The 21,072-nt window shown below is 41.2% G+C and carries 22 protein-coding genes; 10 read left to right on the top strand and 12 right to left on the bottom strand.

Going from position 1 to position 21,072, the window contains the following annotated elements; genetic code table 11:
• Window positions 1-146 precede the first annotated feature (146 nt).
• The 5 genes from accC to dapD form a co-directional block, all read right to left on the bottom strand.
• Entirely contained in the window at window positions 147-1,490 is a 1,344-nt protein-coding gene (gene accC, locus HV560_RS01650) for an acetyl-CoA carboxylase biotin carboxylase subunit (RefSeq protein WP_176812022.1), read from the bottom strand.
• A gap of 67 nt (window positions 1,491-1,557) precedes the next feature.
• A complete protein-coding gene (gene accB / locus HV560_RS01645; RefSeq protein ID WP_159628717.1) occupies window positions 1,558-2,016 on the bottom strand; it encodes an acetyl-CoA carboxylase biotin carboxyl carrier protein in 459 nt (152 codons plus the stop codon).
• 240 nt (window positions 2,017-2,256) lie between these two features.
• Window positions 2,257-3,039 (bottom strand): glycosyltransferase family 32 protein, encoded by a 783-nt coding sequence (locus tag HV560_RS01640; protein WP_159628716.1) that lies wholly within the window; start codon window positions 3,037-3,039, stop codon window positions 2,257-2,259.
• A gap of 9 nt (window positions 3,040-3,048) precedes the next feature.
• Entirely contained in the window at window positions 3,049-3,486 is a 438-nt protein-coding gene (gene aroQ / locus HV560_RS01635; protein ID WP_176812021.1) for a type II 3-dehydroquinate dehydratase, read from the bottom strand.
• Window positions 3,487-3,549: 63 nt separating this feature from the next.
• Entirely contained in the window at window positions 3,550-4,374 is an 825-nt protein-coding gene (gene dapD, locus HV560_RS01630; RefSeq protein WP_176812020.1) for a 2,3,4,5-tetrahydropyridine-2,6-dicarboxylate N-succinyltransferase, read from the bottom strand.
• Between the two features lie 148 nt (window positions 4,375-4,522).
• Between dapD and HV560_RS01625 the strand changes: the two genes are divergently transcribed.
• The 3 genes from HV560_RS01625 (at window position 4,523) to ftsN (ending at window position 6,824) form a co-directional block, all read left to right on the top strand.
• Window positions 4,523-5,185 (top strand): M15 family metallopeptidase, encoded by a 663-nt coding sequence (locus tag HV560_RS01625; RefSeq protein WP_176807731.1) that lies wholly within the window; start codon window positions 4,523-4,525, stop codon window positions 5,183-5,185.
• On the top strand, window positions 5,182-5,934 hold the full coding sequence (locus HV560_RS01620; RefSeq protein ID WP_176809497.1) for a class I SAM-dependent methyltransferase: 753 nt from the start codon (window positions 5,182-5,184) through the stop codon (window positions 5,932-5,934). Before HV560_RS01625 ends, HV560_RS01620 begins: the two co-directional genes overlap by 4 nt.
• A gap of 122 nt (window positions 5,935-6,056) precedes the next feature.
• Window positions 6,057-6,824 carry a cell division protein FtsN gene (ftsN, locus tag HV560_RS01615; RefSeq protein ID WP_176812019.1) on the top strand — a complete coding sequence of 256 codons (768 nt, stop codon included), beginning with the start codon at window positions 6,057-6,059 and terminating at the stop codon, window positions 6,822-6,824.
• A gap of 64 nt (window positions 6,825-6,888) precedes the next feature.
• Here the strand turns inward: ftsN and HV560_RS01610 are convergent, their stop codons facing one another.
• Entirely contained in the window at window positions 6,889-8,070 is a 1,182-nt protein-coding gene (locus HV560_RS01610) for an FAD-dependent oxidoreductase (RefSeq protein WP_176812018.1), read from the bottom strand.
• 106 nt (window positions 8,071-8,176) lie between these two features.
• Between HV560_RS01610 and HV560_RS01605 the strand changes: the two genes are divergently transcribed.
• Window positions 8,177-8,512, top strand: a complete 336-nt coding sequence (locus HV560_RS01605; RefSeq protein WP_176812017.1) for a hypothetical protein — start codon at window positions 8,177-8,179, stop codon at window positions 8,510-8,512.
• 137 nt (window positions 8,513-8,649) lie between these two features.
• Complete coding sequence (locus tag HV560_RS01600) at window positions 8,650-10,182, top strand: YifB family Mg chelatase-like AAA ATPase (protein ID WP_176812016.1); 1,533 nt, start codon at window positions 8,650-8,652, stop codon at window positions 10,180-10,182.
• A gap of 22 nt (window positions 10,183-10,204) precedes the next feature.
• Here the strand turns inward: HV560_RS01600 and menH are convergent, their stop codons facing one another.
• The 6 genes from menH to HV560_RS01570 all read right to left on the bottom strand — a co-directional run bounded on the left by menH (window position 10,205) and on the right by HV560_RS01570 (window position 16,464).
• Window positions 10,205-10,969: a 2-succinyl-6-hydroxy-2,4-cyclohexadiene-1-carboxylate synthase gene (gene menH / locus HV560_RS01595; RefSeq protein ID WP_176809501.1), complete on the bottom strand. Its 765-nt coding sequence runs from the start codon at window positions 10,967-10,969 to the stop codon at window positions 10,205-10,207.
• Between the two features lie 58 nt (window positions 10,970-11,027).
• Complete coding sequence (gene menD, locus HV560_RS01590) at window positions 11,028-12,734, bottom strand: 2-succinyl-5-enolpyruvyl-6-hydroxy-3-cyclohexene-1-carboxylic-acid synthase (RefSeq protein WP_159628705.1); 1,707 nt, start codon at window positions 12,732-12,734, stop codon at window positions 11,028-11,030.
• 179 nt (window positions 12,735-12,913) lie between these two features.
• A complete protein-coding gene (gene dctM, locus HV560_RS01585) occupies window positions 12,914-14,197 on the bottom strand; it encodes a C4-dicarboxylate TRAP transporter large permease protein DctM (protein WP_176812015.1) in 1,284 nt (427 codons plus the stop codon).
• Complete coding sequence (locus HV560_RS01580; protein ID WP_176809503.1) at window positions 14,197-14,820, bottom strand: TRAP transporter small permease; 624 nt, start codon at window positions 14,818-14,820, stop codon at window positions 14,197-14,199. Before HV560_RS01580 ends, dctM begins: the two co-directional genes overlap by 1 nt.
• A gap of 152 nt (window positions 14,821-14,972) precedes the next feature.
• The gene (locus HV560_RS01575) at window positions 14,973-15,965 is read right to left on the bottom strand and encodes a TRAP transporter substrate-binding protein (RefSeq protein ID WP_176812014.1); all 993 of its coding nucleotides are present in this window, start codon (window positions 15,963-15,965) and stop codon (window positions 14,973-14,975) included.
• A gap of 211 nt (window positions 15,966-16,176) precedes the next feature.
• Window positions 16,177-16,464, bottom strand: coding sequence for a YfcZ/YiiS family protein (locus HV560_RS01570; RefSeq protein ID WP_159628701.1), 288 nt, complete (start codon window positions 16,462-16,464; stop codon window positions 16,177-16,179).
• A gap of 244 nt (window positions 16,465-16,708) precedes the next feature.
• Here HV560_RS01570 and glyQ point away from each other — a divergent pair, with 244 nt between their 5' ends.
• The 5 genes from glyQ to glyS all read left to right on the top strand — a co-directional run bounded on the left by glyQ (window position 16,709) and on the right by glyS (window position 21,038).
• Entirely contained in the window at window positions 16,709-17,617 is a 909-nt protein-coding gene (gene glyQ, locus HV560_RS01565) for a glycine--tRNA ligase subunit alpha (protein WP_176812013.1), read from the top strand.
• Entirely contained in the window at window positions 17,614-17,892 is a 279-nt protein-coding gene (locus tag HV560_RS01560) for a hypothetical protein (RefSeq protein WP_176812012.1), read from the top strand. Before glyQ ends, HV560_RS01560 begins: the two co-directional genes overlap by 4 nt.
• 6 nt (window positions 17,893-17,898) lie before the next feature.
• On the top strand, window positions 17,899-18,162 hold the full coding sequence (locus HV560_RS01555) for a hypothetical protein (RefSeq protein ID WP_176812011.1): 264 nt from the start codon (window positions 17,899-17,901) through the stop codon (window positions 18,160-18,162).
• A gap of 12 nt (window positions 18,163-18,174) precedes the next feature.
• Complete coding sequence (locus tag HV560_RS01550) at window positions 18,175-18,627, top strand: hypothetical protein (protein ID WP_176812010.1); 453 nt, start codon at window positions 18,175-18,177, stop codon at window positions 18,625-18,627.
• Window positions 18,628-18,956: 329 nt separating this feature from the next.
• On the top strand, window positions 18,957-21,038 hold the full coding sequence (gene glyS / locus HV560_RS01545; RefSeq protein ID WP_176807718.1) for a glycine--tRNA ligase subunit beta: 2,082 nt from the start codon (window positions 18,957-18,959) through the stop codon (window positions 21,036-21,038).
• The last annotated feature ends 34 nt before the right edge of the window (window positions 21,039-21,072 follow it).

Genomic DNA, 21,072 nt, shown 5'->3' with positions numbered 1-21,072 from the left:
TATGTTTCTTTTTGATTTTTTAATATTCTACCTGAGAAATAATAGAAAACGCTAAATTTTTTATGATTTAGCGACATCATTTCATTTGTGACACGCGAAATAATGAAAAAGGCGAACATTGTTCGCCTTTGAGATTTTAAGAGGGGTTATTTAAGACCGAGTTTTTTCTCTAGGTAGTGGATATTTGTACCACCTTTGCGGAATTCGGTATCAGAAAGGATTTGGGTATGCAGTGGAATATTAGTTTTGATTCCCTCAACAATCGTTTCTGATAAGGCATTTTCCATACGACGAATGGCAATATCACGACTTTCTGCGAAAGTGATGAGCTTACCAATCATTGAATCATAATGTGGCGGTACGCTGTAGCCTGAGTAAATGTGGGAATCCCAACGCACACCTAGACCCCCTGGTACGTGCAAACGTGTAATTTTGCCTGGAGATGGTAAGAACGTTTGTGGATCTTCGGCATTGATACGGCATTCAATAGCGTGGCCTTTCACTTTTATATCTTCTTGTTTGATAGAAAGTGGTAAACCTGCAGCAACTCGGAGTTGTTCTTTTACTAAGTCAATGCCAGTAATCATTTCTGTAACAGGATGTTCTACTTGTAAGCGAGTATTCATTTCAATGAAATAGAACTCACCGTTTTCATATAAGAACTCAAATGTACCTGCACCACGATAGCCGATTTCACGACAGGCATTCGCACAACGCTCACCGATAAATTTACGTAATTCTTCTGTAATACCTGGAGCAGGTGCTTCTTCTACTACTTTTTGGTGGCGACGTTGCATTGAGCAATCACGCTCTGCTAAATACACCGCGTTACCGTGTGTATCAGCAAGTACCTGAATTTCAATATGGCGTGGATTTTCTAAATATTTCTCCATATATACCATATCATTATTAAATGCAGCTTTTGCTTCGGCTTTGGTCATTGCGATAGATTCTTCTAAATCTTTTTCGTGATGAACCACTCGCATACCACGACCACCGCCGCCGCCAGAGGCTTTAATAATCACAGGATAACCAATGCGGCTGGCAATTTCTTTGTTTTTCTTTGGATCATTCCCGATAGGGCCATCAGAGCCTGGTACACAAGGTACACCAGCTTTTTTCATTGCATTAATTGCAGATACTTTATCGCCCATTAAACGGATTACGTCAGCTGTTGGACCGATAAACACAAAGCCAGATTTTTCAACTTGTTCTGCAAAGTTTGCATTTTCTGATAAAAAGCCATAGCCTGGGTGAATAGCATCTGCATTCGTAACTTCTGCTGCAGCAATAATCATAGGAATATTTAAATAACTTTTCACAGAAGGTGCAGGACCAATACAGATCGTCTCATCTGCTAATAAAACATGCTTTAATTCACGGTCTGCTGTTGAGTGAACGGCAACCGTTTTAATGCCTAATTCTTTACAGGCTCGTAAAATACGTAGGGCAATTTCGCCACGGTTTGCAATAACAACTTTTTCTAACATTGGGAGATTCCCTTGAAGTGAATTGGTTGGAAAGATGCCCTTATTTAATAACAAGGGCAAACATAGATTATTCGATGATGAATAATTTTTGGTCGAACTCTACTGGCTCACCATCATTAATTAAAATTTCTTTGATCACACCTGCTTTGTCTGACTCAATGCGATTCATCATTTTCATTGCCTCAACAATACATAACGCATCACCAATTTTTACGGTTTGTCCCACTTCGACGAACGCTTTAGCATCTGGACTTGGGCTACGGTAGAAAGTGCCTACCATTGGAGAACGTACAGCGTGGCCACTTACTTGCTCAGTTGTTGCATTAGCAGGGAAGGCTGGTTCCGCAGGCTGTGGAGCAGCTACAGTAGGCGTTGGTGCTGCTGCATATTGAACGGCAGGGGCAACTACCGCTGCTGGTGCAGCACGACTAATGCGTACTGTGCCTTCTTCTTCAGACACTTCTAATTCAGTAATGCCAGACTCTTCAACTAATTCGATAAGTTTTTTGATTTTGCGAATATCCATAATAAGATTCCGTATGTGATTAATTAAAAAATAGAACTCTGCATTTGTAAAATTGAAATGCAGAGCTAAAAATTCTGCTCGTAGAATACCTGAATTTCGCTAATTTTGCGAATAAAATCTTCTAATTTAGACGAAAATTGGCGATTTTAGCATTCATCGTACCAGTTAATGAGTAAGAGATTTCCTCCATACAAGCGGTCAAAAATGGTAAGTTTTTGGTAAATTTAAACCGCTTGTTATTTATTTGAGCAAATCCTCATTCTTTTTGTAATTCCACTTACTACCTGGCTTGTCGATGTATTGAAAGTATTCGTTTGTGAATGTGCCTTGTGCACAAGTAATTTTATCTCGGCGGAAATTAACAATCTTATCGCCAATGGCATTATTTAATGTATTTGGACCAGTCATTGTAAATACACCGCCTTCAATACGACGATTCTCAATGTTGCTGATAATCAGCTCAAGTGTGTCTTTTAAAATCCAGTTGCCTTTTTCGCTTGCTAAGAAAAAGTTAGTGTATTTATTACGGCGTTTGATTAATACTTCGCTGTCATTTTCATTGATTATTTTTGAGAGCGGATAAACCAAATGCCCGTCAATATCAATATAAATGCCGCCTTCTCTCAATAACGTGAAAATTCGCCAGAAGTCAGCTTGGGCTGCACCATCTGTAAGCTTGCTGTAAGCATTAAAAGTGCGTTCGTCTGCATTAGCTTTAATGTAAGCTTCTCGCTCTTCTGTGCTAACATAACGATAATCATAGCTTAACGACATTAATCGATTAAACAAATAATTGGCATATATCGGCAACGTCACTTTATTTGAATAATTGGTTTGCCAGATGGTTTTGGTAATTTTTGTTGGTTGTTTAGAACGAATTTTTGCTGGGCTATATGCTGGAATCGTAAAACGCTTTTTCGGAAAAAGGGCGTGGAAAGGGTAGCTCAACATCTTCACAATATTACCGAATAAGCGAATAACACCGTTACAGATAACGATAAACTGTTCATTTTTAATTGCCATTTTATTGCCTTATTTGTTTAATTGTGAAATCGCAAAATCCAACGCATATTCGTAGCCTTTTATGCCTAAGCCACAAATAACGCCTTTTGCTACATCACTGAAATAAGAGTGATGGCGGAACGGTTCACGGCTATGCACATTAGAAAGATGCACTTCAATAAACGCAATGGAAACACTTAACAACGCATCACGAATTGCCACGCTGGTGTGAGTGAATGCCCCAGGGTTGATAATAATAAAATCCGTATTTTGAAAGGCTTGATGAATACGGTTGATGATTAGCTCTTCGCCGTTTGCTTGGAAGCAGTCTAATTCAACGCCTTGAGATACAGCTAAGGTTTTTAGATGATTTTCAATATCCGCTAAGGTTTGAGAACCGTAAATTTCAGGCTCACGTTTACCTAGCATATTGAGATTCGGGCCATTAAGAAGAAGGATTTTTTTCATTTTGTTGTCCTTACAAGCGGTAAAAAAATCCCCCACTTTTGCAAAGTGAGGGAGAGTATTTTATTACTCATCAATAGAACGGAGTAAATCGTTCAAGCCTACTTTGCTTAGCGTTTTCTCATCCACTTTTTTCACGATAACGGCACAATAGAGGTTGTGCGAACCGTCTTTTGACGGAAGAGAACCTGAAACCACTACCGAGCCTGCAGGCACTCGACCATAATGCACTTCGCCAGTTTCACGGTCGTAAATTTTGGTGGATTGACCGATAAACACGCCCATTGAAATTACACAGTTATCTTCCACGATAACCCCTTCTACGATTTCAGAACGGGCACCGATAAAGCAGTTGTCACCAATAATGGTTGGGTTTGCTTGCAACGGTTCTAATACGCCACCAATGCCCACGCCGCCTGAAAGATGAACGTTTTTACCAATTTGTGCACACGAACCCACGGTGACCCAAGTATCCACCATTGTGCCTTCGCCCACATACGCACCAATGTTCACGAAAGATGGCATTAGCACAACGTTTTTCTCAATATGTGAACCTTTACGCACTACCGCACCTGGCACGGCACGAATGCCGTCTGCTTTAAATTGTTCTTCTGTATAATTGCCGTATTTGGTTGGCACTTTGTCGTAGAATTTGGTTTCTGCACCGTCAATGATCTGGTTATCTGCAATACGGAATGAAAGCAACACCGCCTTTTTTACCCATTGATTTACCGTCCATTCGCCCTCGTTTTTCTCAGCTACACGCAGAGAACCGTTATCTAAACCTGCGATCACCTCTTCAATAGCTGATTTAGTTTCTGCATCGACAGTTTTTGGCGTAATCTCAGCACGTTTCTCAAATGCCGCTTCAATAATTGCTTGTAAAGACATTGTTATGTTCCTTAAATAACTTAAACTTAAATAGAAATTTAGGCTGACTTTTTAACATAGAAAGGCTTTTATTTCCACAAGAAAAAATATATCGCAGAAATTTAGTTTATAATTTAACGCTATTGATTTTATACAAGCGGTCATTTTTGTGGAAAAAATTGCAACTCTTTTAACGGGCAAAAGCCGTGAGCATTTAGTGATTTTGCCAAATTCTCTTTCTGATAAACATTACCTTCAACCTGAAGTTGTTAAGGCATTTTTAGCATTACAGTATGCTGCAAAAGAGGAGGGCTTTAATCTGCAAGTTGCTAGCACTTTTCGGGATTTTGAACGCCAAAAGCTAATTTGGAATGCAAAATTTAACGGTGAACGCAAGGTGCACGATGACAATGGAGTGGCGATTGAAATGACCGCTTTATCTGATCTGGAAAAATGTAAGGCGATACTACGTTGGTCTGCTGTGCCGGGTGCGAGTCGTCATCATTGGGGAACAGACATTGATGTTTTTGACCCTGAACTGCTGCCTAAAAATACCTCGCTTTTGCTTGAGCCGTGGGAATATTTAGCGGGAGGCTATTTTGCTGAACTAACGAAATGGTTACAAACCAATGCTGAAAAGTTTGGCTTTTATTTTCCTTTTGATGGCACTCGTGGCGGAGTTGGTTTTGAGCCGTGGCATATTAGTTATTACCCAATATCGAATGAATATGAAAAATGCTTGAGCTATGAAATTTTAGCCGCCGCTTGGCAAGGTGAAGACGTTGCAGGCAAAACTTGTTTGCTTGCTAATTTTGATGAATTATTAAAATGATCCAATTAATTAATGAAACGCAAGATAGCCACAAATTTCAACAAATTTGCGATAAATGGCAGTTAGTTGAAGATAAATCTAGCTCTCTTGCTCTTGTTCTCACCAAAGAACGTTTAGAGCTACGCAAATTAGACGAACCAAAACTTGGGGCGATAGCGGTTAATTTTGTTGATGGCACGATGGCACACCGCCGTAAGTTCGGTGGTGGACGTGGCGAAGCTGTGGCAAAAGCGGTGGGGATTAAAGGGGATTACGTACCAACCGTGATTGATGCTACCGCTGGCTTAGGACGAGATGCGTTTGTATTGGCAGCCGTTGGTTGTAAAGTGCTATTAGTTGAGCGAAATCCGATTGTGGCCGCTTTGTTAGAAGATGGGCTAAATCGCGCTTATCAAGACTTAGAAATTGGTGAGTTTATGCAAGAAAGAATGATCTTAGCCGATGTGCGTAATATATCGCAGCTTGATCCTAAATTACAATTTGCAGATGTCGTCTATTTAGATCCGATGTATCCCCACAAACAAAAAAGTGCGTTAGTGAAAAAAGAAATGCGAGTGTTTCAACATTTAGTGGGTGCTGATTTGGATTCTGATGATTTCTTTGCACCAGCAAAAACATTAGCAAGGAAGAGAGTGGTGGTGAAACGTCCTGATTATGCCCCATTTTTGGCAGAGCAGAAGCCAGATTTTTCTCAGGTAACGAAAAATCATCGTTTTGATATTTACCTTTCTCATCTTAAAAATGGCTAAATGCAGATCTCAGTTTGAGTTTACAACACTTTAAATTGAAAAGTCATTTTATATGATAGGCAAGCGGTTATTTTTACAGTAAAATTTGCAAATTATTTTAATTTAATTAGAAGGCGGTTATTGTGCCACGGCGTGATTATGTTGCTCGTTCAAACGAGAAAAAAAGCAAAAAAACAAAAAAAGAGAGTAATTTAAAAAAGGTATTAATTCTGATTATTGGTCTAGTTTTAGGCTGTGGAATTGCGTTATGGTTATTAAAAACAAATGCGCCTACTCCTACGGTTGATATTGCACAACCGAATCAACCTCGTCAAAAAAGTCAATTACCAAGTCGGCCAGAAGAAAGTTGGAGCTATATTCGTGATTTAGAAACCCGTACGGTAATAACCGATAATAGCCAAACTTCACAAGAGCGTTTGGCACAACTGACTGCCCAGCAAAAGCAACAAATTGAAGAGAGACGTAAGCAGGAAGAAGCTCGTTTAGCAGAACAGACTCCGCAAAATCCAACTACGGAGACATCGACCACAACTCCAGCAATAACAAAGGAAGAAACGTCAGAAGAGGCTTTAGCTCAAAAGATAGCAGAAGAAAAACGCAAGCAAGCGGAAGAAAAAGCGAAAAAAGAGCAGCCTAAAATTGTTGCGAGCACAGCAGATAAAGTGACAAACCAGGCAGGTAAATTCGGACTCCAATGTGGAGCGTTTAAAAATAAAGCCCAAGCAGAAAATATGCAAGCACGTCTTGCGATGGCAGGATTTAATGCTCGTATCGCAAGCAGTGCAGACTGGAATCGTGTTTTTGTCGGGCCAGTTGGCGACAGAGCAGCCACTTCAAGAGCACAATCTAATGCACGCAGTGTGGCAGAATGTGTGATTGTAGCAATGTAAGGTGAATTAACACACTATCGTTGAAAGAGAGAGCTTAGCTCTCTCTTTTTATGTTTATTTGATGCTAAATTCCGATTGCATATTTCAATGCCTGTTTTTTAAGTGGTGTTGCTTTTTCAGCGATCACTAGCCCTAAATTGCGAGCTATTTTTAGTGGGAGAAGTTCGGTGCTAAACGCTTTATAAAAGATGTCCATACCTGTTTGCATTAACAAATTATCGGGTTTACGTTTGTTCTCATAGCGTTTCAGTACTTCCTCGCTTGCAAAGTTTTCGCCTTTTTTGACCGCTTGTTCAAACACGTCAAGTAGTACTTTTATATCTTTAAAGCCCAAGTTCACGCCTTGACCTGCTAATGGATTAATTGTATGTGCCGCGTCTCCTACTAGCACAACGCCGTTTTGTATATAATGCTGGGCGTGCTGGCGAGTAAGCGGAAATGCACCTGATGATTGCACTTCAATCTTACCTAATTCTTCTCTTAAGCGAGAAGGGAAATGTTGTTCAATCGCCACGGTCAGTTTTTCTGTTGACAGATTTTTTAGTTCAGTCACTTTTTGTGGCGAATCATACCAAACAATACAGCTGTGATTGTCTGAAAGCGGTAAGAAAGCACGAGGACCTGTTGAATAGAATTGCTGCCAAGTTGTTGATGGTGCTGATTTTTCCGTGGTAATCGTAGCAAGCAAGCAGTGTTGGCGGTATTGCCAGCTAGTTAATCCAATACCAGCCCACTGGCGGGCTTGAGAATTTGCTCCATCTGCGGCAATCAGAATTTGGGCGGAGAAGGTTTGGTTGTCGATTTGAACTAACCACTTATTTTCTATTTTTTTTGCAGATAATTGCTCAAATCCTACCGCTTGTATGCAGTTTGGAAATTGCTTTAACTGTTCCCATAACGCAATTTGGATTAGGTTATTTTCTACCATATCGCCTAACTTTTCCAACCCTAATTCAGCGGCTGAAAATACAGTGTTAAAGCCTTCAATTTCCCAGGTTTCGAGTTGGGTGTAGGGGCTGGTTCTCATTGAGACAATTTTCTCCCACACGCCTAGTTTTTCCAGTAACTGAATTGACCCCATACTGATGGCGGAAATGCGTAAATCGTAGGCTGAATGAGCATCGAAAGTAGGTAGCGGATTTTTCTCTAACACGGCTAATTTAAAACCTTGTTTTGCTAATCCCAAGGCTGCTGCTGCCCCAATCATACCGCCGCCGATAACAATCATATCTAATTCCGTGTTCATTCTCTTTCCTCTTAAATGAGCCAATATACCGCTGAAACGCCTTGAATTGTATTGCATTTCGGATTAGGATAAAACCGATTTATTTGTTTATTCAAAGGAGCATTCTATGTCTTGCAAAACGCACGCACACCACGAACATGAACATGGTGAAGGTTGTGGCCATACAGCAATCAAACACAACGACCATATCGACTATTTACACGACGGGCATTTGCACCATAAACATGGTGATCACTATGATGAACACGTTTTGGAAGTGAATGAAACTAACCCAGTAGAATGCAATGCTGTTCATTGTTGTGGAGAGCATATTCACGGCGAAGGTTGCGGACACGAGGCTGTACCACACGGCGATCATATTGATTATATTGTAGATGGTCGTTTACATCATCAGCACGGTGATCATTGCGACGATCACGGTCCAGTGGAAATTGTGAAATAATTTTGCATATTTGAGAGGGGTTTCCCCTCTCATAAAACTATTTTTGTGATCTCGCTCGAAAATTTGGCTATTCCTGCTATCCTGCCTCTCTCTTTCCTTGTTATTCTCTAGCTATTGATTTCTCATTTTTCAAAATAATGACTTTAGCTATTGTTTACAGTCGAGCCTCTGTTGGCGTTGAGGCGCCATTAGTAACGATTGAGGTACATATCAGCAACGGTCAGCCTAGGCTAACCATTGTTGGCTTGCCGGAAGCAACCGTAAAAGAAGCAGGGGATAGGGTGAGAAGTGCGTTGATTAATGCCAATTTTATGTATCCACCACAAAGGATTACCATTAACCTTGCTCCTGCAGACTTGCCAAAAGAAGGTGGGCGTTTTGACTTACCTATTGCAATAGGCATTTTAGCTGCCTCAGGGCAGATTGATTCTGATTTGTTAAAACAATTCGAGTTTTTAGGCGAGCTGGCACTTACAGGGCGTCTGCGAGGTGTGCACGGTGCGATTCCCGCGGTGATTTCTGCTGAAAAATCAAAAAGGCAGATGATACTCGCTAAACAAAATGCTAATGAAGCGGCATTAGTTTCAAATGCAACTACCTATTTTGCTCAGTCACTGTTAGAGGTAGTTAATATGCTGAACAAGCGAGATAAACTGCCAATTTGCCAACAAATTTTGCAAAAAATAGAGACAAATCGACCGCTTGTCAGCCGAGATCTGACGGATATTATCGGGCAGCAACATGCCAAGCGAGCCTTAACCATTGCTGCGGCAGGGCAACATAATTTACTTTTTCTCGGCCCACCTGGCACAGGAAAAACGATGCTTGCAAGCCGTCTAGCCGACTTGTTACCTGAAATGTCTGATATAGAAGCGATTGAAACGGCTTCGGTCACGAGCCTTGTCCATAATGAATTGAACTTTCAGAACTGGAAACAACGTCCTTTTCGTTCCCCACATCATAGTGCGTCTATGGTGGCGTTAGTAGGTGGTGGCTCGATCCCAAAGCCAGGCGAAATTTCTCTTGCTCATAATGGCGTGCTTTTCTTAGATGAATTGCCCGAGTTTGAAAGGAAAGTGTTAGATGCGTTACGCCAACCATTAGAGGCTGGCGAAATTGTTATTTCTAGAGCGAATGCGAAAGTGCAATTTCCTGCACGTTTTCAACTGATTGCCGCAATGAACCCAAGCCCAACAGGGCATTATCAGGGCACTCATAATCGAGCTTCACCACAACAAGTAATGCGATATTTAAATCGTTTATCAGGTCCATTTTTAGACCGATTTGATCTCTCCATTGAAGTACCACTTTTACCGCAAGGGGCATTACAAAGTGGCTCAGAAAACCGAGGAGAAACGACAGAACAGGTTCGCAAGCGGGTGTTTTTAGCGAGAAAAATGCAATTTGAACGAGCAGGAAAAATAAATTCTCAGCTCACGACGCGAGAAATTGAGCGAGATTGTAAATTATCAGAACAAGATGCGTTATTTTTAGAAAATGCTTTAACCAAGCTAGGATTATCTGTACGAGCTTACCATCGCATTTTAAAAGTTTCTCGCACTATTGCTGATTTATCTGGCGAAGAGAATATTCAGCAAGCTCATTTAGCCGAAGCTTTAGGTTATCGAGCAATGGATCGGCTGTTGCAGAGATTGCAAGGAGAGAGTTAAATTCAATATTTAAACAGGTTGGCTACTTTTCAATAAAAGTGATCAATTTCCTTGCAAAATCTTCCGCATTCCCTCTATGGGCATTATGCCCTGCATTTGAAATAATTTGCACAGGGAGTTGATTTTGCTCTGCCATTTGGCGGAATTTTTTATCTTTTTCTCCAATAAAAAAGATAATGTTTTTATCTGTCAATGTTAATTGTTTGGCATAGTATGGCTGCTTAGCAAGGCTAGTTGCTTTTAACATTTGGGCAATAAGTTTGCCTTGATTATGTTTGCGGCTGTTGATATAACTTTCTCTTTCAGTATCGATTAAATCTGAAAAAATAGCTTGCTGATACCAATCGTCAAGTACATTTTCGATAGTCTCTTGGTTGAAACGATTCGCCCATTGGCAATCATTTTGCCAGCGAGCTCGTCGTTCTGACTCTGAAGAGAGACCAATATTTGTGCCTTCTAGCACAGAGCCACGCAAGTATTGGTTGTTGATATTCAGTGTGTAATCAAGTGCGGTTCGCCCACCTAAAGAGTAGCCTACTAAGTAAAATGGTTGTGAGCCAATAACCGATGTTAATGTGGTGTTGAGCTGCATTCTCAATGCCAAAAAATCAGCACAGGCGATCTGCTGACTTAATCCGTGAAATGGGAGATCAAGGGTAAGCGGTCGAATTTTTTGACAATTTTGCAAAAGTGAAATAACGCCTTGCCAGTCTTGTTGTGAGCCAAGTAATCCGTGCAAAAAAACAACTGGGGTGCCTTGTTTAGCGTGCCATTGATATGAAAGCATTAAATTCAACCTTTGAACATAAATAAAAGCACCAGCGTGGAGGCTAGTGCTATGTGAACTAGGCAATTTCTGCCTGTGAAATTTGCTTCAGTAATGATTTATACAGATTACTGCCATCGTGTTCGTTGACTTTAATTTCCACAATGGTTACTCCTTTGCGAGCGTAAGCGTGTTTAAGTTTGGTTTTCAAGTCTGCCCAAGTAAAAGGACGGATATACTCAATGCCAAACATTGTTGCGACTTGTGCAAATTCAAAATGGTGTGCTAGGCGATAGTATTGATTTTTTGTTTTAGCTTCCACTGGCAGCATATCGAAAATTGCACCGCCGCTATTATTCACTATAAATAAAATGGTCGGTTGGGTAATTTGAGTTAATAGTGCAATCGAGTTTAAATCGTGTAGTGCTGATATATCACCTATCACACCTACGGTTGGTCTTTCGCTACCTTTGGCGATGCCAGCTACCGTGGCAATTAAGCCATCAATTCCACTTGCGCCACGATTGGTGTAAACAGGATAGCCTTCAGGTAATTTACATAAGGCATCGACCAAGCGGACAAATAAGCTATTACCAATGAATAAGTTACCATTAATTGCTAAAACATCTTGAATATTGTGTGCAAGTGATGCCTCACTTAAACTTCCACCTATTTGTTGCTCAATAAAGGTTGCACAGAATTGCGAAAGTGCTAAAGGCTCAAGCAACCACGGCTTTTGTCGAAGTGGTGGGTGTACGCGTAAAAAGTGGTGTGCTTTGGCAATAAAGCGAGTTTGGTGATATGCGTTCGGGTTGATATAGTCTTGTGATTCATCAACAACCCAAAATTCTCCTTGATAGCGTGTTAAAAATTCGTTTACTCGTTTGCTCACAATTTGTGTACCAAATTGGATCACAATATCAGCCTGCAATAAACGTTGTTTTACGGTATCGTTAGAAAGCCAGATATCTGCATAGGGTAGGCTTGCTTCAATACAAGATTGTACATCGCTTAATAAGCACCAGCCCATTGTGTCTGCCCACGTTTTTAAACCTGTTCCTTGCTCAGGCGGTAGTTTGCCTACCACAATTACCCCACGTTTGGTTCGCCAATAGTCCCAGTTTTCGTGCATTGAAACTTCACTTTGGATCTTTTGTTGGTCAATCCATTTCGTCTGTGAGTTATTTAGCCAAGTCTGAATCGGACATAGCCAAGGGGTGTTAAGAATTTCATTAATATCTGATTCATAAAGAGGTTCTTCAAAAGGAGCATTGATGTGCAATACACCACCTTGTTGAACTTGCGTTGTACAGGCTTGTTCAATAGTTGAAACTAACCAACTTGAGCTATAAGCCTCATTTGCTTTTGGTAAGTTTACGCTCGCAACAGGATAGTTCGCAAAAATACCTTGCTGGGGAATCGCCTGATTTACGCCGCAGCCGATAAGTTCAGTAGGGCGATCAGCAGAAAGAATAATCAGATTTTGATGCGTTAAACTGGCTTCAATTACTGCTGGATAAAGGTTTGCAACAGCCGTACCTGAGGTAACGATAACCGCAACAGGACTATTGGTTGCTTTGGCAATACCTAACGCATAAAAGCCTAAGCCACGTTCATCAAAGTGTGTGTGGCATTGAGCATATTGGGTTTGTTGAAGTTGCACCGCTTCAAGTGTTAATGGCGTTGAACGAGAGCCTGGTGCGATACAAAAATGCTTTACGCCATAACGCATTAATGCACTTAAAATGACTTTTGCCCAAGTGCGATTAAAAGAACTTACACTCATATTCTTCTCTACTTATGAATCAGTTTGATAAATAGCCCAAATTGTAGCAAAAAGTTAAATTATTTGGTAAGTTTTTAGCAAAATAGTGCATTTTTACTAAAATGACCGCCTAATGCTTACTAATTGCATTAAGCGGTCGGGATGATGAGTGAAAAATTGACAAAAAGAGACCGCTTGTATTAATTAATTCCAATCCAATTGGGTAATGCTAATGAAATAGCTGGAATATAGGTAATTAAAATCAGGAATGTAAGTAGTAATAGTAACCACGGCATTGCGGCTTTCACAACATCAGACAGTGGCATTTTTGATACTGCAGACGCTACGAACAAGTTTAAGCCAATTGGTGGAGTAATCAAGCCGATTTCCATATTGACTACCATAATAATGCCTAAGTGAATGGGATCAATGCCAAGTTGTACCGCAATTGGGAATAGGATTGGTGCAAGAATTAATATAATCGCAGATGGTTCCATAAATGCCCCTGCAATTAATAGTACGATATTGACAACTAATAAGAATGTCCAAGGTTGTAAGTCCCATTCGACTACTGTGTTAGTAATTAATTGCGGAATTTGTTCGGTAGTCAACACGTGGGCAAATAACATTGCATTTGCAATAATAAACATGAGCATTACACTTAATTTTGCAGATTCTAGCAATACTTTCGGGCAATCACGCAGTTTGACATCTTTATAGATAAAGACCGCCACAAACCACGAATAAACTGCGGCTACCGCTGCAGCCTCAGTTGGGGTGAAGATACCACTGTAAATGCCGCCTAAAATAATTATCATCAACAGCAAACCCCAAACGGCTTTACGAGCTGCGGTAAGCCATTCTTTGACTGTGGCACGAGGCTGGGCTGGTAATTTTTTAATACGAGCAACGATATAGATGGCAATCATCAATGTAATTCCAAGCATAAGACCAGGAACAACACCTGCCATAAATAATTTACCAACAGAAGTTTCAGTTGAAGCAGCATAAACTACCATCACGACTGACGGGGGAATTAAGATACCAAGCGTACCTGCGTTACAGATAATACCTGTGCCAAATCCAACAGGGTAGCCTGAACGTACCATACCTGCAATTGCAATTGAGCCAACTGCAGCAACCGTTGCAGGGCTTGATCCTGATAATGCAGCAAATAACATACAAGAAAGTACAGCTGCAATCGCTAAACCACCGCGAATATGCCCCACTGTTGCATTAGCAAAATCAATTAAGCGTCTTGCGACACCGCCTGTGGTCATAAATGCCCCAGCGAGTAGAAAGAAGGGGATTGCAAGTAAGGTGTAGTGCTCTGAGGTTTCAAAGAGTTTAATGGCTAATGAGCTGACAGAATCTTGGCTAAAGAACATAAGAGTGACAGCTCCTGCCAAACCGAGTGAAATGGCAATCGGCACGCCAAGAAACATCAAAATAAATAACAAGCTAAATAGCACTAAAATTGTCATTAATCTTCTCCTTGTGCGAGTTTCATCGCATCTTCACTTTCATCTGCTAGGCTAAGACCAACTTGCTTGCCTTGCAAAATACGCACTAAAATTTCAATAAAGCGGATACCGATTAACACAAAACCGACAGGCATAATTAAACCAACGTGCCATTGTTTTAGGTGGAATTGGTGTAAATCTTCCGCACCAATACCAGCAACATACATTGCAGCGATCCATTCGTAGCTAGCAGAGCCGATTAAAACCGCATAAGATAAACAAGCACAAATGGCAATAATTCCTACCATTTTTTGCCCGTGATGAGAAAGTTTTTTAACCAAAACATCAACACCAATATGCCCAGCGGTACGCACTCCATAAGAGGCACCGAAGAAAATTAACCAACCAAAGCAAACTTTAGTTAAAGCTATGCTCCAAGTCATTTCTTGTGCAGCTTCCATAATCCATTCGCCAATGGGTTCAGCAAATTCAGCAGTAAATGGCTTAGCTTCGGCTAAATCAAAGAAAATATTATAAAGATTGTTAAACATCACATAAGTGAAGGTAACAAGTGTCATTGCCGTTAATAAAATGGCAATAAAACATTCTTCAAAACGCTCCCATAACCATTTTAAAGAAGACATTTTTTACTCCGAAAATAGAAATACTAAAATAATAAGACCGATGTAGCAAAGTTTATTGTTTGACAAGCGGTCGATTTTATCTAATTTTTTGCAAAATTCAGATCGTTTTGGGCGGACACAACGGCCCGCCCTTACAAGTTAAAGTGAGATGATTATTTGTTTGCTTTTTCAGCAGCTTTAATTAAATCTGCACCAATAGCGTTTTCAAACTGCTTCCATACGGGACGCATAGCTTCACGCCATTTTTCACGTTGATCATTTGTTAAAGTAATGATTTGGGAGGCACCTGAATCTACGATTTTTTGTTTATCGCTTTGGTTTAAGTTGTGCGATTGCTTGTTCACTTCAACCGATACCTCGTCTAAGATTTTAGTCAGCTCTGTACGAATATCTGCAGGAATGTTGTTCCAGAATTCTGTATTAACGATAACCATATAAGATAATAGACCGTGATTAGATTCTGTGATGAATTTTTGTACTTCGTGAATTTTTTGTGAGTAAATGTTTGAATAAGGGTTTTCTGCACCGTTTACGACACCCGTTTGTAAGCCCTGATACATCTCACCGAATGCCATTTTACGAGGTACAGCACGAATTGCTTTAAACTGTGCATCTAGCACTTCTGAAGCTTGTACGCGGAATTTTAAACCACGGGCATCTTTGGGTTCACGCAATGCTTTATTTGCTGAGAGCTGTTTTAAATCATTATTCCAGTATGTAAGACCAGTAATACCTTTATCTTCCATTGATCTTAATAATGATTGACCTGCTTCGCTTTGTTCAAAACGCTCAACGGCTTTGATGTCGTCAAATAAGAAGGGTAAGTCGAAAATTTGGATTTTTGGCGTATATTTATCGAATTTTGCCAATGATGGCGCCAGCATCTGTACATTATTCAACAATAATGCTTCCATTTCTTTACCATCTGCATAAAGGGAGGAATTTGGATACACTTCTACTTTTACTTTACCCGCTAAGCGTTCGTCCACTAATTTTTGGAACATTAATGCACCTTGACCCTTCGGTGTTTCGTTCGCTACAACGTGTGAGAATTTAATCACAATTGGGTCATTAGCAAATGCTGACACTGAGAATACCGCTGTTAATGCTAATGCAGCAGCAAGTTTTTTGAATGGTTTTAACATAATTCACTCCAATTAGTTAGTGTTTGTAAAAATTGCCCATAATCTGCCTGATTTTTAAAAAAAGTAAACAACAATTTTTAAAAAATATGACATATATCGCAATTTTTTTACATTATTTTTACTTTGGGCACTAAAGATTGGCATTACGCCGTATGTTTTGGAGGGCTTTAGATTTTAGATAAAGAAAGGCTGGATAACCAGCCTACTTGTTTTAATTTCTTGTGCCTAATTGGAAAATGACCACTTCGGCTTGGCAACTAAACTTAAAATTAGTATTAAGTTCAAAGCCGTTTTCAACAGCGAGAATTTCGCTCTTTATTTCGCAAGGCTCATTTTCAATCTCACGAGCTTTTTGAATAAATCTTTCAAGTGCGGCTTTAGCTTCTGCTTCTGTTTGATAAGTACGGTTGATGGTTGCAACTGTCTCGCTATTATCTAAAATAGAACCAACATCAAAGGTGTTACAGCCTTCACATTCAATGGGTTTATCGTTTTTCATTGGCGAATCCTCATAAATTGATAAATGATAGTGGCTACTTTAAAACTAAATAAGCGTAACTGCAATCTTCAATTACCCATAATTTGATTTAGATTACCTTTTGTAAATTGCCTTAAATTTTCATCAGTAAATTAATCAGGGGGCTATCATAAAATTTTTGCAAAAAAATCCCAAAAAATGACCGCTTACAGGCTATAATAGCCCACATTTTTCTAGCATTTTTTAAATTAAAGAGTAAATAGTAATGAGCGAGAAATTTAACGTAAAAACCTTTCAAGGAATGATTTTAGCCCTGCAAGACTACTGGGCAAGCAAGGGTTGCACCATCGTGCAGCCGTTTGATATGGAAGTGGGGGCAGGTACTTCTCACCCGATGACCTGTTTGCGTGCCTTAGGCCCTGAGCCGATGGCGTTTGCCTATGTGCAACCGTCACGCCGTCCGACAGACGGTCGCTACGGCGAAAACCCAAACCGTTTACAGCACTACTACCAATTCCAAGTGGTAATTAAACCGTCCCCAGATAACATTCAAGAACTCTATTTAGAGAGCCTAAAAATGCTCGGCTTCGACCCAACCCAAAACGACATTCGTTTCGTGGAAGACAACTGGGAAAACCCAACGCTTGGGGCGTGGGGCTTAGGTTGGGAAGTGTGGCTGAACGGGATGGAAGTGACCCAATTTACCTACTTCCAACAAGTTGGCGGCTTAGAATGTAAGCCGGTAACGGGCGAAATCACCTATGGCTTAGAGCGTTTGGCGATGTATATTCAAGGCGTGGACAGCGTTTATGATCTTGTTTGGTCAGACGGCGAGCTGGGCAAAACCACCTACGGCGATGTGTTTCACCAAAACGAAGTAGAACAATCCACCTACAACTTTGAATACGCCGATGTGGATTTCCTGTTCCAATGCTTCGAGCAGTACGAAAAAGAAGCACAGTACTTGTTAGGCTTAGAAAAACCGTTACCTCTGCCAGCTTACGAACGCATTTTAAAAGCGGCTCACAGCTTCAACTTATTAGACGCACGCAAAGCAATTTCTGTCACCGAACGCCAACGCTACATTTTACGCATTCGTGCCTTAACCAAAGGCGTGGCGGAAGCGTATTATGCAAGCCGTGAAGTGTTGGGGTTCCCGGGGTGTAAAAAATGATGAAAAAATCACTTATTTTACTACTTGGCTTATCTTTCTTTTTATCTGCTTGTGAAACTAAAGCAGAGAAAGAAAAAGAATGTGAGCTGATTTATTCCGGAATGGTAGCTAAACGGACAGACTGGAAACAGGTATATAGCCAAGAAAACTTATCAAAAGGCGTTGATATTGCGCTAGGCATTCATCTTCGAGATCAATACGATGAGCTATACAAACAAGCTCAGGAAAAGCATTGCACGGAAGCCATCAAGTATCACGAATCTGAGCATCAGTAATAGCATATGACAAATCCGATTTTATACTTCGCCCACTGGTGTCCTGACACCGAACCCTTTGTCGCAGAATTAGAACGTTTGGGTGTGGAATTTGACGAATGCGACATTACCAAAGGCGGTTCAACCCTAAAACCGTTTTTACGCCTGCGTGACTGCCACCCCGCATTCGATAACGCCAAAGCCAACGGCTATATCGGTATTCCGGCGTTGCTATTGGAAGGCGATAAAGTGGTGTTGGATTTAGCTGAATTAAAACATCTTTTTTCCTAGGAAAATAATGGTATGAATACTTCTGATATTATTCAGGTGTTAAATCAACTATCTATTAATAGAGAACAAGATAGTGGTCAAGGTGATATAGAAGACTATGATTTCTTAGATAGGATTGAGGAGTTATGTGAAAATTTAAGACAACTCCCCGATGGTCATTTAGCATGCGAAGCATTGCTAAAATTATTTGAAAAATATCCTAATCGAGAATTTGGTACTCCTGGCGAGCCTGTTCATACTTTGGAAACATTTAAAGATGAATATGAGCCATTTTTATTAACTTCATTAAATAGGCAGCCTAGCGTAATGACTATTTGGATGCTTAATAGGGTGATTAATGCTGCACAAAATAGAGGGCGTGAAATATATTTAAACCTCTTAAAGCAATGTATTACACATCCATTATCTGATGTTTATATTTCTGAAACAGCGCAAAGTTTTTATCAGTATCAAATGGAAAAATAACAAGCGGTTAAATTTGATAGAAATTATGCAATCAGTGATTGCACAATTTACCACCCATACGAGCCGTATGGGGTTAAAGCAACCGAGCTACGCTGTGGCTCTGAAAAAGTCCCTGATGGACTTGGCTTATTTAACCTAGCACGGGTTCGTGCTAGGTCACGCATAATGTTGTCGCTCTGCGACAAATCAGGTTGCAGAGCAACCGCACTATGTATAACCCCATACGTTAGTTAGTGTGGGGGGAACAAGCGATCAAATTTGATAGAAATTTTGCAAAACGAATAAGACAAATATAATTATTTTCAAAAAATTAATTAGAGAAAAACAAAATGACAACACAAAACTTCCTCGCCGAGATCGGCACAGAAGAGCTGCCACCGAAGGCACTCAAAAAATTAGCGACCGCATTTGCGGAGAATGTAGAGCAAGAGTTGAACCAAGCGGGTTTGGCTTTTGATAAAGTGGAATGGTTCGCAGCCCCTCGCCGTTTGGCGGTGAAAGTGCTGGGTTTAGCAGAGGCTCAACCGAGCAAAGAGGTGGAGAAGCGTGGGCCGGCGGTGTCGGCGGCGTTTGATGCCGAAGGCAAGCCGACTAAGGCGGCAGAGGGCTGGGCGAAAGGCTGTGGTATCACGGTTGAGCAAGCTGAGCGTATCGCCACCGACAAAGGCGAATGGCTGGTACATCGTGCGGTGATTGAAGGGCAACCGACCAAAAACTTGCTGGTGGATATTATTGCTAAATCGCTGGCAAATCTGCCGATTCCAAAAACAATGCGTTGGGGCGATAAGAGCGAGCAGTTTGTACGTCCAGTGCATACCGTCACCCTTTTATTCGGGGCGGAGCTGATTGAGGGCAATATTTTAGGCGTGGTGAGCGGTCGTACCATTCGTGGTCACCGTTTCCTTGGAGAACCTGAGTTCCAAATCGACAACGCGGATCAATATCCGCAGTTATTAAAAGATCGTGGATCGGTGGTTGCCGATTTCAACGAACGTAAAGCGTTAATTCTTGCAAAATCCCAAGAAAAAGCAACCGCTTTGGGCGGCGTGGCGGATATTGAAGAGGACTTGTTGGACGAAGTAACTTCACTTGTGGAATATCCAAATGTCCTCACCGCCAAATTTGAAGAGCGTTTCCTTGCCGTGCCAGCAGAAGCCCTTGTTTATACGATGAAGGGCGACCAAAAATACTTCCCCCTCTATGCAAAGGGAGAGGGCGACAAAGAGGGCAAATTGTTACCGCACTTTATTTTTGTGTCGAATATCAACCCAGAAGACCCGAGCAAAATCATCGAGGGTAATGAAAAAGTGGTTCGCCCACGTTTGACCGATGCGGAGTTCTTCTTCAAAACCGACTTGAAACAGAAATTAGAAGATCAACTGCCACGCCTTGAAACCGTGTTGTTCCAACAACAGCTCGGCACATTGCGTGATAAAACCGCTCGTATTGAATCGCTTGCGGGTGAAATTGCGGCACAAATCGGTGCAGATCAAACCAAAGCGAAACGTGCTGGATTGCTTTCTAAATGCGACCTGATGACGAATATGGTGTTTGAATTTACCGACACCCAAGGTGTGATGGGTATGCACTACGCCCGACATGACGGCGAAGATGAAGAAGTTGCCGTTGCACTCAACGAGCAATATATGCCACGTTTTGCTGGCGATGAATTGCCGAACAGCTTGGTGGCTTGCTCGGTGGCGTTGGCGGATAAATTCGACACACTGACCGGGATTTTCGGTATCGGGCAAGCACCTAAAGGCAGTGCCGACCCATTCGCCCTCCGCCGTGCCGCGTTAGGTTCTCTGCGGATTATTGTGGAGAAAAATTTACCGCTTGATTTAACCGACATCGTGGCGAAATCAGCGAAATTGTTTGGTGATAAATTGACCAACACAAACGTGGTGGAAGATGTGGTTGATTTTATGCTCGGTCGTTTCCGTGCGTGGTATGAGAGCGAAGGCATTGCGGTCGATGTGATCCAAGCCGTACTTGCTCGCCGCCCAACTCGCCCTGCGGACTTTGATGCCCGTGTGCGTGCTGTATCTCACTTCCGCACACTTGACAGTGCCGAAGCCTTAGCGGCTGCGAATAAGCGTGTGAGCAACATTTTAGCCAAAGCGGACGTTACGATTGGCGAAATTGACTTAACCGCTTGCGTTGAGCCAGCAGAAAAAGCGTTAGCCGAAGCAGTTATCGGATTAAAATCAGAAGTTCAGCCGTTAATTGCTCAAGGTGACTACACGGCGGTTTTAGACAAGCTAGCAAATCTTCGCCAGCCTGTAGATAGCTTTTTTGATAGCGTGATGGTGAATGCCGAAGACCAAAAACTCCGCCAAAACCGTCTCGCCATTTTAAGCACGTTGCAAGGATTATTCCTGCAAGTGGCGGATATTTCGCTGTTGCAGTAGTTGCAAAATTTTAATGAAGAAAGACCGCTTGTAA

Origin of the sequence: Mannheimia pernigra (assembly GCF_013377995.1) — a bacterium.
GTDB classification, from domain to species: domain Bacteria; phylum Pseudomonadota; class Gammaproteobacteria; order Enterobacterales; family Pasteurellaceae; genus Mannheimia; species Mannheimia pernigra.
This window is presented reverse-complemented; position numbering and strand designations above follow the sequence as displayed.